General features: G+C 68.5%; 6 protein-coding genes and 2 pseudogenes. 1 reads left to right on the plus strand and 7 read right to left on the minus strand.

Features of this window, described 5'->3' with window-relative positions; translation table 11 throughout:
* The 3 genes and pseudogenes from ACIBMZ_RS30505 to ACIBMZ_RS30515 all read right to left on the minus strand — a co-directional run.
* Positions 1-93, minus strand: a pseudogene (locus ACIBMZ_RS30505) (transposase); the annotation flags it as partial.
* 38 nt (positions 94-131) lie between these two features.
* Positions 132-899 carry a hypothetical protein gene (locus ACIBMZ_RS30510; protein WP_396699765.1) on the minus strand — a complete coding sequence of 256 codons (768 nt, stop codon included), beginning with the start codon at positions 897-899 and terminating at the stop codon, positions 132-134.
* Positions 900-1,868: 969 nt separating this feature from the next.
* Entirely contained in the window at positions 1,869-2,555 is a 687-nt protein-coding gene (locus ACIBMZ_RS30515) for a recombinase zinc beta ribbon domain-containing protein (RefSeq protein ID WP_396699766.1), read from the minus strand.
* Between the two features lie 3 nt (positions 2,556-2,558).
* Between ACIBMZ_RS30515 and ACIBMZ_RS30520 the strand changes: the two are divergent.
* Positions 2,559-2,792, plus strand: a pseudogene (locus tag ACIBMZ_RS30520) (transposase); the annotation flags it as partial.
* A 406-nt stretch (positions 2,793-3,198) separates the two neighbouring features.
* Here the strand turns inward: ACIBMZ_RS30520 and ACIBMZ_RS30525 are convergent.
* The 4 genes from ACIBMZ_RS30525 to ACIBMZ_RS30540 all read right to left on the minus strand — a co-directional run bounded on the left by ACIBMZ_RS30525 (position 3,199) and on the right by ACIBMZ_RS30540 (position 15,066).
* Positions 3,199-3,489, minus strand: a complete 291-nt coding sequence (locus ACIBMZ_RS30525) for a hypothetical protein (RefSeq protein WP_396699768.1) — start codon at positions 3,487-3,489, stop codon at positions 3,199-3,201.
* Positions 3,490-3,580: 91 nt separating this feature from the next.
* Positions 3,581-4,708 (minus strand): hypothetical protein, encoded by a 1,128-nt coding sequence (locus tag ACIBMZ_RS30530; protein ID WP_396699770.1) that lies wholly within the window; start codon positions 4,706-4,708, stop codon positions 3,581-3,583.
* Between the two features lie 64 nt (positions 4,709-4,772).
* A complete protein-coding gene (locus tag ACIBMZ_RS30535; protein ID WP_396699772.1) occupies positions 4,773-11,504 on the minus strand; it encodes an RHS repeat-associated core domain-containing protein in 6,732 nt (2,243 codons plus the stop codon).
* A 13-nt stretch (positions 11,505-11,517) separates the two neighbouring features.
* Complete coding sequence (locus ACIBMZ_RS30540) at positions 11,518-15,066, minus strand: LamG domain-containing protein (RefSeq protein WP_396699774.1); 3,549 nt, start codon at positions 15,064-15,066, stop codon at positions 11,518-11,520.
* Positions 15,067-15,209: the final 143 nt, after the last annotated feature.

Consider the following 15,209-nt stretch of genomic DNA (forward strand, 5'->3'; position numbering starts at 1 on the left):
CATGTCCTCGACCCCGGACAACCGGCGCTGACGCTTACGCACGATCTGCGGCTCGAACGTGCCGTCGCGATCGCGGGGCACCTCGATCTGCACCGTCGGCAGGACCGGCAGTCCACCGGACGGTAAAAGCCTTAAGCGATCCATCCTGCGACGGTCGGCACGTCGAGGGCAAGGTAAGTGTCGGCTGTTGCGGCCTCAACGATGGCTGATGTCGGCGTGTTGAGGCGAAGAGGCGTGCGCTGCTCAAGCAGGCTCTGCCATGACTGCTGCTTTCCGCTCGTGAACCCTGCCCGTAGGGCACCGGCGATGTCGCCTGACAGTTCACGCTCCTGTTGCCAGTACATTGAGCGCCGTTGCTCGCTACGGACCGCGAACTCTTCCTCGGTGCGGCGCACATTTTCGTCAGCCGTAGCGATGTGATCGAGGCTGATCATCTGTGGGTACGCACGCTCCACGCCGATGGCAATCTCTCGCTGGATCTGAGCCAGGCCGGCGCAGGCGGCAAACAGCCGACGAGACATTCCGATGGTTAGGTCGGTGCCGGGGACTCGCCCAATGAGCATGTCGAGGCGCTCTCGGCCGGGCCGACGCTCGTATCGCGCGGCGTCTCGTCGGGCCGCCTGGCGCTCAACGCGGGTGGTGGGATCGTCCTCCAATAGAGTCACGGTGGCACCTGGCCTGCCGCCTTCGGGTGCTCGAACCGCCTGCCCAATCGGAACGATACGCCGGTCGACTGCCGGTATTGAGGCCAAGGCCAGGTAGAAGAGCATACGAGAGCGCGCCAGCGCCATCAGGGCCTGGTCGCTGCTCTCGGGGTCACCACCGTCACGAGTGTCCAGAAGGCGACGCTTGCTGTCGATCTTTTCGACATCGATGCTGACGAACAGTCGGTGTTCCAAGCTGGCGCCGCACAATACCCTCATGTGGGGTCCAGTCATAAGGCCCGGGGCGCACAGTTGTGCGATCCCCTTGACCAATGCTCCTCGCATCAGTTTACGGGCGCCCTTGGCCTCGACCAGCCAGGTAATGGAGCATCAGGATGCTCGCCCACCAGATCGGGCAGGCCTAGCGTGGCTGACCACGCTGAGCCAGCACCCAGAGGTGTGACAGCTTCGGCGTGAGTGGTCGGACCGAGCCCCATGAGCCCTCGGCAGGCCCACTCCGCCATTGTCATGCCGATGCGATAGCCGAACGCGGCTTGGGCGGTGCGTTCGGTGCCGTCGCGGTAGACGACATTGGGTTCGACCCGGAAGCCGGTTCCGACCGCCGGAGATAGACGCCGTCGGCCGAGGTAGGCCGCCAAGGGCGAGCGCCGAGCGATGATCTCCGATGACGCCAGCGCAGGTACTGCGGCCAGCCATGCAGTCGGATCCCGGCCGACGGACAACGCAGCGTCGATGACGTCGCGCCAGGTGGTCGCTACGCGGTAGATGCCGCTCGGTGAAATCTGGCCTCGAGTAGGCCAAGCAGCGTGCGCGGCATCGATGCGGCTGGGATGCGGGCGCCGACCGGGTCGCAGCGGCGTGGACCAGCGCACAAGCACGGGCACATCGAAGGCGTCACGGGCACCAACGGGCACATCCGTCGCCCCGGGCGGAGGGGTCAACTTCACCCAGACAGAGTGCCAGATCCGTTGCTAACGCTTTGCCCGGTCATCTCGGCGGTCCCGGTCATCCATCCGCCGTGGGCAACGGCGGAGTGCAGCGAGTAGACGACCTCGTGGCCGCCATTGACCTTGCCGGCCAGCAGCGCCTGGCAACCAGCAACCTTGGGTAAGGCCGGGGCAGCTACCGGCCATAATCGATCATCACGTCAGTGTCCGTGCGTGCCGGCGGTGGGGTTGCGGTATCGATCACCCCTCGGACACGTTATTTCCACACGAAGCGTGATGATTCTTCGTGTTTTGCGTGATCCCCGTCCCGTTGGGCGGGGATTTTTGCTGTGGCGGCGAGGAAGCTTCCCGCAGGGTTGAGCGTGTAGACAGCGGTCTCGGCTTCGATGGTCCAGATGTGGTGGTCACACACGATGATGATGTTGTGGGTGCGCAGGTGGGCGGTGACCTTCTCCGGGTCGGGGCTGCGCAGCGCGGGATGGTGACGGTGTAGTTTGCGGTCGTGGCGGATGCGGTCCAGCAGGTGGTCTTCCCGGATGTAGAGGATCTTCGGCTGTGGTGAGGTCTTGGTGTGGGTGCTCGTGTGTCCGTGGCGGCAGCGGTAGCCGGGACGGCCGTGGACCCAGTGGGAGTCCATGATGCGGCCGCAGACGCCGCAGCATACGAGGCCGGCCAGGAGGTAGTGGCGAGGAGCGCCATCGGTCGGCGTCGGCGCGGTGTGGATCGCCTGGGCCGCGACGGACTGCTCCTCGGTGATCAGCGGCGGGTGGGCGATCTGGCGGGAGATGACCCACTGCGGGGCGGCGTTCCAGCGCTGGATCTCGCGGTGCCGCGCGATGGTCCCATCGGGCCTGAGGTCGTCGTGGTCGGTGCGTTGCCGGTTCCAGACTTGCCGGCCGGTGTAGCGGGGATTGGCCAGGATCGCCGCGACCGTGGTCAGCATCCCATCGTCCGCAAACCCGCCGACCAACGCGGCTTCACCGTCCACCCCCGCCGCTGGGTCGTCGAACGCACCCTGGCCTGGCTCACCGCCTACCGCCGACTGGCCCGCGACTACGAACGCCACCCGGCCGTCTCCGCAGCACTCATCCGCTGGGCCGCCATCGCCGGCATAGCCCGCCCCATCACTCGCGGCCAACCCGCACACCGACAAGCCCGCCGCACCTTCAACCGAACCTGATCAACCCCATCTCAAACACGCACTCAGGTTCCGCAGCCGAGCAGAGGTTGCGGAGACCCTGGTGGCCAGTGGTTTCACCACCATCGACGTCCGCGAGGCCCCAGACCGCCCTGGGCGGGAGTACGTGTTCGTGGCGCAACGAATGCACTGACTCTGAACGTTGGTCGCGCACTTCTCGGGCGTGTCCTCGCGCCTGCTGATGGACAGCGGCTGCGCTCCGTGACGCCCGGTCGGCGGCATGTCCGGATGGCGCTGTCGACGCGCACGCCATCCCGATGCTCTATGAATGGCAAGGCCTACGTGTCCACTTCATCGGGCAAGCAGCCGGTGTCCGGCGGTGGGGATCCGGCACCGAAGCCGTCGCGACGCGTTTCAGTCCAAAATACAAGCTCGCGATAGTCGCCGATTACGAGAGCGCCGCGAATGGGGAGAAGGGTGCAATCTTGTGCCTGGAAGGCTTGTACTCGTCGCACATCATCGAATGGACCGCCTCCTCCTCGGCAATGCCGAAATTGCACGCGCCGCGGTAGGTGCGCTCGCTGGGTCGCAGATCGCGGTACACGTAGGCATGATCCAGCACGTAGATGAGCACCGCGAGAGCGTCGGCCCGGCAGGGCGTGCCCTCCTCGATCAGCCGGCGCACGGCGGCCACCACCCGGCTCGCCGAACCGGGGGTGACCGCGACCGCATCGTCCACGGCGACGAGGGACGCGTCGTAGCGGCTGAGCGGGCGGTCTCGCGGTCGCCAACGTTGTCCAGCCGCCCCAACGGCGGTGGGCAGGCGGTCATCAGCGGGGGCCGAAGACCGAGCCCAGCCTGGACAGCCGAGCGTTGTCCAGTTCCCACTGCAGCACGGTATCGAGCGTGTCGAGTGCCCGCCCCTCGACCGTGGCCTTCGTGCTCTGCACGCCGTCGACCACCTCGGGCAGGGCCGCCACCACCGCTGCGACGGCGGTCCGGATGGGCTCGTCGGCCCCGTCTGCCACGGCCCGGATCAGGTCCACCACCGGGCTGCGGGCGGTGCCCGCGTAACGCACGGCGATCCGCTCGAGGCCGGCCGGCATTCCGGCCCCCGCCTCCCGCGTGGCCGCCGACAGCCCGGCGAGGAGGAACTCGGTCAGTTCGCTGCGGCCTACGGCGAGACCGGGCAGCACCGCCGCGACCGCAGCCCGGGTCGCTGTCTCCGCACGCGTCTCGGCGCCGCCGTCTTCCGGGGCGTCCGCCTGGTAGGCCAGCCGCCGACGACCCGCGGTGTTCATCTGGAACAGCACCATGAGCGTCATCGCCCGGTAGAAGTCGCTCACTCCGTCGGCACCCGCCAGCGCGGCCAGCCGCGGCACAGCGTCCGGGGTGGCGGGCACCACCGAGCCCTGCGGGAACGCCTCGTTCGCGATGGCCGCGATCAGGTCGCCCACACCGTCGAAGGTCCGCCCCTCGAAGGGCACCACCTCGGCGGCCGCACGAAGATCGGCGGCAGGACGACGGAAACCACCGCACTTGAGTCCAGGAGGCGCGGGCAGAGACGGCGCGGCGGCCGTCTGCCCGCCGACGAGCTCCGCGCGGATCCGGTCGGCCTCGGCCCGGTCGAGCTCGTGCGCGAGGCCCTCCCGGGAGAAGCGCTCGATCGCTTGGTCCGGAAACTGGCCGCACGCCGAGTTGACCTGCCCGCCGTACTTCCGGGCAATGGCCGCGACGGCCTTCTTCTCGGCCGGTGAGACCTCCAGTGGCCCCTCGTAGGGTGGGTCCACCGCCAGTGAGTGGGCTCGCCACCAGCCGGCGAAGCGACCCTCCAGCGGGTTGGTCGGCACCTCACGTACCGCGACCAGCAGGTGGCCGCGCTCGGCCAGCTTCTCGGCGACGGCATAGGCCGAAACCTCATCCGGCACCGACACGACGAAGCGCATCTCACGAATCACGGCGACATCCTATCGACGATGGGTCAGGCTGCCTGGCCCCTGCAGGGGCCAGGCAGCCCAGGGTTCAGGACAGCAGGGTGCCGCCGTGCACCTTGATGCCATAGAGTTGCCCGTTGCGGTAGATCTCGAAGCCGCGCTGCCCCTTCGGGTATTTCTTCTTGCCGCCCGCCGCAGGAACCGCCTGCCGCCACTTCGCGCGTCCGCTGAGTCGGCCACCGAGATCCCGGATCGAATTCTCACACCAGGGGCAGACGTTGCGGCTCGCCGAGCCGTGCAGTGGCTCGTACTTCGAGTCCAAGGCATGCTTCAGGGCGTTCATCTCGGCGTGCAGGTCGTCAAAGTTGACCGCTTCTTCCTCGTTGCCGCGCAGCGCCGCCTTCTGCGCCGCAGACAGTCCCTTGCCGTTGGCGGCGACCACGTCGACGTAGGTGACCGTGCCGTCCGGCAACACCTTCTTGCTGCGTACGACCGCCGTCGTGCCGAGCTTCCACTGGAAGTAGCCCGACGCGGTGCCGTCCCGGCGCAGGTCGTGCAGCTCCTTGGCTCGGTGCTCGAGGATCGAGCAGGCTTCTGCGTTGTGGACCAGGACCGGCGTGCCACCGGCGACGACGTAGTACGTGTCGATGTCGTCGACGTCGAGGTTGTGCACCGTGGCGACGGCACCGTAGGCGACCACCGCGATGACCGTGACTCGGGCGCCGTCCGGCGTGAGCAGCTGCATGCCCGCCTTCAGCGCGCCGGCGTCCAGCCACTGCCGCTCGTCTTCCACCCAGACCGGGTGGCCGTCGGTTGCGGTCACGGTGCCGTCCCCGGCGCCGTCGCCGTCACCATCGACGCTGATCTTCACGAGCTGCTTCTCACCAGTGCCCGTGATCAGCGACGTGACAGGGCGGATGCCATCCGCACCGGTCTCCGGGTTCCGCGCGACGACCTGGTCATCCACGTCGACGGCCTCGATCGGCTTGGTGCTGCCGTCGGCCATCAACACCCGCGTACCGGGTAAGAAGCTGTTACAGCCCTTGGCGAAGATGCCCTTCGCGGCGTTCTTCAACGGCCCGATACCTCGTGCCGCGTTCTTGGCCTGCCGCACGCCGGGAACCATGCCGGCGATGCCCGACGCACAGCCGCCGACGTCACCACCCGTACAGGACTTGGCCGTGTCGATCGCTCCGGCGACGGCCGCCACCGCACCGGCCGCCGCGGCGACCACCTGCGCGGGCGGGGGCAACACCGCCGCGACCATCGCCACGGTGCCGGCCACCGACGCGATCGTGCCGGCGTTGTCGACCACCGCCTTGGTGGCCGCCTTGGCGCCGTTCGCCACCGCACTGGCCGTCTTCTGGATACCGTTCTTGATGGCACCCCAGAACAGGCCGTCCGGGTCGGAGAACGTCGTCGGGTTGTTGTTCGAGTATGCGTACGGGTGGAGCCGTTGCGGGTCGTGCTCGTCGATCTCGGGGTCGACCGAGATGAACGCGCCGGTCCTCGGGTCGTAGTACCGGGCGCCGAGCAGGGTCAGTCCGGTCGGATCGTTGATACCGCCCACGAACCCGCGCTGACCCGAGGGCCACTGCGGGGTCGTCGATCCGTCGCGTGGGTTGCCGTACGGGTCGTTGTACTTGATCGTCGCGGCCCGGGTGACCGAGTTGACCGCCCAGGTCGCGGAGTCCTGGGCGTCCGACGCCAGCCAGATGATGTCGCCCACGCGGCTGGTGGTGTCGGTCCGTGATGCGATCGTGTCGCCGGCGTGCTCGTAGTACCGCGTGGCGCTGGTGTTCGTCGGCGACGAGGTGTACTCGTTGCCGAACAGGAAGGCGGTGGCCGCCCCCTTCGGGTCGATCCGCGCGATGCGGTTGCCGTCGACGTCGTACACCATCGTGGTGTCGCCCTCCGGCCCGCTGATCTTGGTCAGCTTGCCGTGCGGACTCCACTGGAACGTCTCGGTGCGGTCGCCCACCTTGCGGTACTTGAGGTTGCCCCGTTTGTCCCAGTCGTAGTGGTCGACCTGCTCGCCGGTCGTGATGGTGCGCACGCCGTGCGGCTGCGCACCGGCCGCGTACCGGTAGGTCGAGGTCTTACCGGTGAGCCTGTCGCTGGTGGCGGTCCGCGACCCGTGTTCGTCGAGCGACCAGGTCTTCCAGTACGGTGCCTTGCCACCCGCGGCGGCCGGCCCGGCGCACTCGGTGGCCACCTGTGTCCATGCCTCCGTCAGGCGACGCAGGTGGTCGTAGGTGAAGCACTGGACGTCTTCCTCACCCACGCGCGGGGTGTTGTCCGCGTCCACGGGCCGGTTGGCGACCGAACGGACGTTTCCGATCTCGTCGTAGTCGTACGTGACTGCGGCCACGTTCGGCACGCTGCCGTCGCGGTCGAACCAGAACTCCGACAGCCGCCGGGTGGCGTCGTCGTAGACGTAGTTCTGGTACGCCTGCGGCTTGTCCCCGACCGGCGTGCCGAGCCAGCGGTTGAGCACCTCGCCGTACGGCGAGTAGGTGGTCCGGTCGACGTAGGTGCGGGTGGTGCCGGACGGCGAGGAGGTGCCCGTCAGCTTGACCACGTTGCCGAGGTCGTCGTACGTGCGGGTCAGTCCCTCCTTCTCCATCGGGCCGATCTTCGGCAGGCTGGAACGCCACGGCAGGCCGTTCGCGGTGTACGTGTACGTCGCGACGTAGGTGCCGGCAAGTCCCGTCAGCCCCGGCATCGCCGGGATGGTGACCTCCTCGTCGACGACCTGGTACGCGTCGCTGTACTCGAAGATCTCCTTGCTGAAGGAGTGCCCGCCGACGATCGAGGTCGACTTGCTGAGGTGTCCCTTCGCGACGGTGTCGTAGGTCCACTCCGCCGCCTTGACGCCGTTGAACAGGCGCTGCTTCTGCCGGCCCAGGTCGTCGTACGTGGTCGAGACCACGTCGCCCTCGGCGTCAGTCGACTTGGTGACGTCGTCGCCGTTGTTGTACTCGAGTACCGTGGTGCCCTTGTCCGGGTCGATCGTCTTGATCTCACGACCACGCAGGTCGTACTCGTACCGCCAGGTGCGGGCCCCCTTCACCACGGTCTCGAGGTCGCCGCGCGGCGTGTACGTGTACGACGTGCTGTCGAACGCGCCCTCCGGCGTGGGACCGTGGAACTCCCGCTCCTCGACGATGTCGCCGTCGACGTTCTCGATGGTCGCGGTCGCGGTGCCGCCCTTCGGCGGCGTGACGGCCACCTGCCAGCCCAGCGAGTTCCCGCCGTACTCGGTGGTGGTGCCCCACTTGCGGACATTGTGCGACCAGAGCGCCTCCTCCACGACGCGGCCCAGCCGGTCGTAGGTCGACACGGTCCGGCTGCGGTCCTCGCCCGGTGTGACAGCCAGTAGATCGGTGCCCGGCTTGCCGGCGGCGTAGTTGCCGTCCGACTTGTACTGGACCTGACCGCGCTCGTTGTAGCCGGTGCCGGTGACCAGGCGGGCGTCTTTGCCGTCCTTGTTCTTCTGCGCGTCCTCCTGGACCTGCACCGACCGGTAGAGCGAGTCGAACAAGCCGATCTCGGTGATCTGGTTGTTGTTCGGGCCGAGCCGCTTGGTGGTCACCGCCAGCGGCCCGTTGGCGCGGACCAGGTAGGAGAACTCCAGGTTCGGCGTGGCGGTCTTGGCTCGGCCTGGCAGCCAGACCTTCGCCAGCCGGCCCATCGGGTCGTGCTCCAGGTCGGTGCGCTTCTTGTTGGCGTCCAGGATCGAGGTGGGTGTGGCCCACGCCGGGTTCTGGTCGGTGATCACCTCGTGTTCGAGTGCGTTGCGCGTCCGGGTCTGGGTGACCGGGCCCGGACCCGCCGGGGTGTAGTACGTCCTGCTGGCCTTGCCGAGTGAGTCGGTGTTGCTGGTCGGCCGGCCCAGCGCGTCGAAGGCCGCCCGCGTGGTCACCGTGTACTGCGGCACGCCGTTGCGCCACTCGTCGAGCGTGTCGACTCGGGTCGCCTTGCCCTTGCTGGGCACCGCGCCGTGTGTGTCCGAACCGTCGTAGTAGGTCTTGACGTCGGCGACGACGTCGGCCGGCCTGGACACGGTCGCGCCACAGGCCTTGGACACGGTCTCGCTCCGCGACACCAGCCCGCGCAACCACAGGCCGTCGTTCCGCACGTACGTGTTACGGGTGCACGACTCGTCGCCGGTCTTGCCTGTGTCGCCGAGTTCGTACGCGACCTCGGCGTAGCCCTCGTCGTCGTACGTCGTCCGGGTCTCGCTCTGCTCCCAGGTGCCGGGTGCGAGCAGCCGGCGCTCCTTCTTCACCGACGGGGCGATCTTGTACGCCCGGTCCGATCCGCCGGTACGCGTGCGGGTCGCGGTCTGCTTGACCCAGTACGACGTGATCGACGACTCGACGACCGCTGTGCCGTCGAGCGAGGCCACCTCGAGCGTCGAGCCGGCCAGCGCGGGCTGGTCGACGTAGCTGTTGCCGGCCGAGTCGGTGACCTGCACGCTGCGGGTCGTGTCGCCGGGCAGCGGCTGGTCGTCGAGGCCACGGAAGAACTGCTTGCGGGTGACCAACGGGGCCTGCGTGCCGCCCACCGTGGCGGTCACCCTGGAGTAGCCGCGCCACTGACCGTACGTGCGGTGCTTCTTCTTGGTGAACTCGCCGTCGTCCCAGCCCCAGAGCACGTTGGTGTTGGTGCCCTCGTTCGAGTACGCGTAGCGGGTGGTCACCGGCGGCTGGTCGGCGGTGCGCTCGTACGTGGTGACCGCCTTGACCACGTACTTGCGGAACCAATCCCTGGTCGGCTCCCAGTAGCCGTCCGGGGTCCAGTACACCGGGTAGCAGAGCCGGCTGTTGTTCTCCACGGCCGGCAGGTCGTTCGCGTCGCAGTCGGCGTCCGAGTAGTTGACGAAGATGTCCGCGCCGGACTCGGTACGGATGTTCTGGATCCGCCAGCGGGAGGAGAACTCGGTGCCGGCGATCGCGTTGACCTGGTTAGCCAGCTCGACGCCGGTGAAGACCACCGGCGGATCGGTGACGGTGCCACCGACGTGCCCCGCGTGCGTGATCGACTTGAGCCACAACGACGCGGAGCGCGCCGACTTGGGCGCCTTGAACTCTTGATCGAGCGTCCATGACTCGACCGGGTCATATCCCGTCGCGCTGGTGCGGATCTCCGTGGTGATCTTGGTGAGCCGCTTGATGGAGTAGAAGACCGGTGCGAGCTTGTCGGTGCACGGCTCGGCGGCGCACTCCTTGTCCCACGGCACGTCCGGCCAGTTCGCGGCGACCGGCTTGCCGTCGGAGTAGCATTCGCTCGCAAAGCACCGGTTCGCCGTACTGAACAGGATCCGGCCGGTGGCCGCGACGTCTGGGTGCGCCGTGTGCAGGCCGTACTCGATGCGCTCGAGGTTGCCGCCACGGTCGAACGAGACGCGGTTGTTCTTGTCGTCGGCCGCGCCGTAGTGCCCGGTCTCCTTCTTGTAGAAGTAGCGGGTCATGTTGCCGTGGACGTCGATCTGCTTGTCCAGCAGCCAACGCCAGACCTGCTGACAGGACGAGTCCTTGAAGGTTGCGGCGTGGCAGTCCTCGCCGTCGTGGTTGCCGAAGACCGGCACCGACCACCGCGAGTTGGACGTGCCGACCTCGGCGGCGAAGAAGTTACGGGTGCCGTCCGGGGTCGTGATGATCCACCGCTCGGTGGCCGCGGTGCCCTTTGTGGCGGTCGAGCCCTCCAGCTGGACCTTCCAGTTGGCGTCCGCGGCGGGCCGCCAGGTGTCCGTCGCGTCGTCCTTGACCAGCGCCGTGTTCGTGCCGCTCAGCGAGACGGTGATGTTCGGCGACTTGTCCTTCCAGCACTGGTCGAGGGTCTTCTTGTCCTTGTTGTTCGGGTCCTTGCCGGCGACCTTGTCCACGTCGTCCTGGCAGGTGACGTAGCTGCGCTCGATGTAGCCGGGGGTGTAGTCCCAGCCGTCGCCGGCCCAGGACGCCTGGTTGTTGTTGCCCGCCATCCGACCGTCGACCATCTGCGACGAGTAGTTCAGCGCGACGGCCGGCACCGGGCCGGGCGCCGGCGGCACCTTGATGGCGTTCGAGTAGTTGAATGCCCCGGAACTGTCGCCGGCCGTCCACGAGCCGGACGCCTGCAGGTCGCTGGCCTTGTAGTCGCCCTCACCGGACTCGGTGTCCGCGACCAGAGCGAGCATGGTCGGCCCCGCCGCCGTCAGCGTCATCGGCGCCGCCAGCGTCGTCGCCTGCTTCGCCGTGTTCAGCGGCACCGCGTCCTGACACTCCGCCTTCTGTGGGGTCGTCGCTGCGCACGCCGGCAAGCTGCTCAGGTTGAGCCGGCTCGCCCAGCCGCCGCCGTACAGCTGGCTGAAGCTGTCGGTGTCGACTTCGGTTTCCACGTCGCCGGGCTGGTCGCCCTCGACCGCGAGCACCGGGCCGCTCAACCCCAGCTTGGTGGACTGCTCCTCGGGCAGGGTCGTGACCCGCACCCGGTCCGGCGCTTTCGTGCCGGGTACGGCCTTGACCCGTACCTTGATCGAGCCCGCCCTGCCCTCGACCGCCCGGCCGGCGGCGCCGGCCAGGACGATCTCGGTGGAGCCGGCGGCGGGCCAGCGGCCCTTCTCCGGTCCCTTCCAGGCGCCACCGTCGGTGGGCAGCGGGACCGGGTCGACCTTCACAGTGCCGAAGTTGGTGGCGGCGACGGACTGGCTGTCCCGCTCGCCGTCCAGCATCTCGGCGACCCGGTTGTAGGTCAGGAACGAGGTCAGCATCAGAGCCGAGGCACCGAGGGCGAACCCGCGCCGGCCCGATGAGAAAAACTTCTTCTTCTCAGTCATGAACGTTCTCCGGTCAGGCGTGGGCGAAGGTGCCGAAGAGGTCGGGGTCGACCGTGGAGGTCCAGACGCGGACGTCGTCGACGATGCCGCCCAAGTAGTTGGAGCGGGGGCCGCCCGTCAGGGCGAGACAACCGACTCGCAACGGGGAGGACCCGGGCCACAGCGGGCCGGTCAGCGTGGCGCCCTCACCCTGCGGCTCACCGTCCACATAGAAGGTCAGCTCGTTGGTCAGTCCGTCGAAGACCGCCGCCACGTGCGTCCAGACGCCGGCTACCGGGGCGGCCAGTGAGCGCACCTCCGCGGTCGATGCGCTCGCGGAGTCACCGCCGGTCATCACCACCCGCAACCGGCCGACGCCAGCCGCGTACTCGATGAGGAAGCGGTGCCTGACGCTGCCCGACTGCGACAGCACGGTGCGGTTTCCGGTCAGGTCGTCCAGGGATACCCAGGCGGCGACCGAGAAGGACTCGTTCGCCTGGATCACCGGCGCACCGGTCTCGGCGCACGAGCCATCGTCGAGGGCCAGCCCCAGCGCGCCGTTGCGGCTGGCGAACCGGTCCTGCTCCCAGTGCGGCACGCCAGCGGCCATCGAGAGGTGCCGGGCGTTGCCGGAGCGGTCGTCCAGGTTGGTCGGCTCCGCGGCCCGTGGCCCCTCCAGCGGGTACCAGGCCTGCACGCTGACCGGCGGGTTGGCGTTCTTCACGGCGGCTGCTGCGGCATCGGTGAGCGCGCCGCGCCACACCTTCACGTCGGTGATCGCGCCCCGGAAGAAGTCCGTGTGCGCGCCGGCGTACTTGGCGCAGCCGAGGCTGAACGCACCGGACGCGCTCCAGTTCGCGCCGGTCGACCGCACCACGGACGCCACCTTCGCGCCGTTCACGAACAGCGACATCGTCTTGGTGGTGGCGTTGTAGGTCGCGGTCAGGTGCGTCCACTTGCGGACGGTCGCGGCGAACGCGTCGGTGCTGCCACCCGCCCACTCCGAGGCCGAGGTCTCGGAGTCTGAGGCCTTCATCATGAACGACCAGAACGGTTCGCCGGCAGCATTCGTGCGGGCACCGAGGTACCAGCCGCTGACCCGATTGCCGTCGGTGCCGATGATCGTCTGGTTCATCGCGCTCGTGTCGTCCAGGCGGGCCCAGACGGCGAGCGTGAACGACTCGTCGCTGCGGATCACGTTCTGCTGCGTGGTGGCGCACCGGTCACCGCTGACGTACCAGGCGGAGTCCGGCCGGCCGTACGCGTCGTCGGTCCACTCCATCGGAACCGTCGGTGCCGGGGTCGGCTCGGGCGTCGGTTCCTCGGACGGATCCGGCAACGGCTCCTCGGGCACCTCGGGGCTGCCGGTCGGATCCGGCTCGTTCGGGTCGCCGGTCTCGGTCGGCTCGGGCGCCGGCTCCTCGCCCGGCGGCGTGGTCGGGACACCGCCTGGATCGGGTGCCGGGTCGTCGGTGACCTCGGGCTCCGGGGTCGGCTCGGGCGTCGGCGGCGTCGCCGGGGCGGGCACGGTCAGCGTGTGGCCGTGGTCGCTGGCGTCGTCACCGGTGCCGCGCAACTTCCAGGCCGCAGCGACACCGGCGGCCGGTAGCTCGTCGCGCGCCGTGGCGATCTGCGCGTCGCTGAGCAGACCACTCCACACCGCGACGTGGTCCACCGCACCGATGAACTGCGCGTTGGTCACGCCAGCGGTGCCGCCGCAGCCGATCAGGGTGCGGGCGGTGCCGCGCCACGGCAGGGCGCTGATCGCGGTGGTCGACTGCACCGCGCCGTCCACGTAGAGCCGCAACGTCTTGCCGATCGGGTCGACCGTGGCCGCCACGTGATGCCAGCCGTTCAGCGTCGGGGAGGTGGTGCCGCGGGCGATCGTCCAGGTCGCCGTCGCCGAGTCAGCGTTGGTGATCGCCGTCTCCCAGCGGTCGCTGGCCTGGTGGTAGGAGAGCACGAAGGCCGGCGCGTTGGTGCCGGCGATGGCGAGCACGGTTCGGTTCGAACCGGCCGCCTTGCTGGTCAGCTTGACCCAGGCCACTGCGGTGAATGGCGCGTCACTGCGCACCACCGGGATGGTGGTGGCGCAGCCCGTGCCGGTGAGGTTGAGCGCGGTGCTGCCGCGGTTCAGCCGGTCCGCCGAGTATGTCGGCGTGCCGGAGACCGTCCACCGCAGGTCCTTCTCGGTAGCCGACTCGCTGATGTTGCCCTCGTCGTCGATGGTGCCGGAGTCGTCACGCAGGTTGCTGGTCATCCGCCAGACGGCCATCGGCTCGATCGGTGTGATCCGCCCGGTGAAGATGTTGTAGATCGCCCGCGACGAGTAGTTGAGGGCGACGTCCCGGGCCCACACGTAGATCTGCGTCCTGCCGCTGTCCGCGGTGAAGGTCACCTCCGCCTTGCCGGCCGACGCCGCGACGTTCGACGACTTCGCGTCGACGCCAATGCCGTAGTCGAAGCGCCCGACGCCGGAGAGCGCGTCGGTCGACGAGAAGGTGAGGGTCACCGGCTTGCCCAGCTCGGGCGTCGGGGTGCCGGTCTTGCGGGCGATCACCGGCAGGGTGGGCGGCGTGTGGTCCTGCCGGAAGTAGCAGGTCTTGCTCCAGCCGGTCTTGTCCGTGCCGTCGGTGGCGTGGACCTTCCAGTTGTAGCTGCCGTCCTTGAGCACCGGGGTGGTCCAGGTCGCCTCCTTGCCCGAGGCCACCGCATCGGAGGTGTGGTCGGCCGGAACGGTCGGGCCGTTCACGTCGAAGACGAGCCGCACCGAGTTGTCGGCGTCGGTCGCCTTGGCGTACAGGGCCGGGGTGCTGTCGTTGATCCACGGACCGGGCGACGTGGCGCAGTTACCACCCGGCGCGGTGCGCACCGGCACCGGTGAGGTCGGCTTCGACTGGTACTCGACGACCAGCTTGATCTTGCCGCGCTCGGCCTTGACCCAGTGGCCGCCGCTCTCGGTCGGCACCCGCAGGCCGAACGTGATGCTGCTGTAGTCCATGTCGGCATGCCGCTGTACGTGGGTCTTCACACCGCTCGCGTTGAACTTGACCCAGGCCGGCTTCTGGCCGCTGCAACCGCTGTTCACCTTGACCGTCTTGGTGTGGATCGCCTTGCCGTGCAGCCACTTGCCCTTCATGCCGTTCCAGGTCGGGGTGTTGCCGTCGATGGCATTGGTCTGCCAGAGCGCCAGCGACTCACCGCCGCACCAGGCGCTGTGCGTCAGGTAGGCGTCGACGCTGGGCGTCTTGATGACCCGCTTGCCCTTGAGCGCGCTGACGTCGAACTGCATGTGCGCGCGCCACACGTCACCGTAGTTGTCGTAGTTGGACCCGATCCGGATAACCTCACGCGGCCAGTCGTTGCCGGATACCCACTTGGTGTCCGGACGAGAGTCGTTGACCGGTATCCACTTCGCGTAGTACTTGGAATAGGTCGGGTCGATGTAGACGGGAAATGTCGACCGCGCGGACAGCAGGTCCTCGTCGACGCTCACCGTCAGCGTCTCGTCGGAAACCCGTACATCCAGGACGGACCGGCGGGCGAACTCGCTCGGTGCCTCGGCGGTGGACGGCTCGGCCACCCGCAGCGGGGCGAGGCCGCCGGGATCCAGCCGGCGCAGCGCGGCGGTCTGAAGTGACCCCTATCGGCCGGACACCTCGATGTCTGTCAGGGACTTTCGGTGGATCTTCTCGTAGGTGTCGGGGCTGACGTTACCCAGTCGGC

This window comes from Micromonospora sp. NPDC049900 (assembly GCF_044461025.1).
Classification (GTDB): domain Bacteria; phylum Actinomycetota; class Actinomycetes; order Mycobacteriales; family Micromonosporaceae; genus Micromonospora.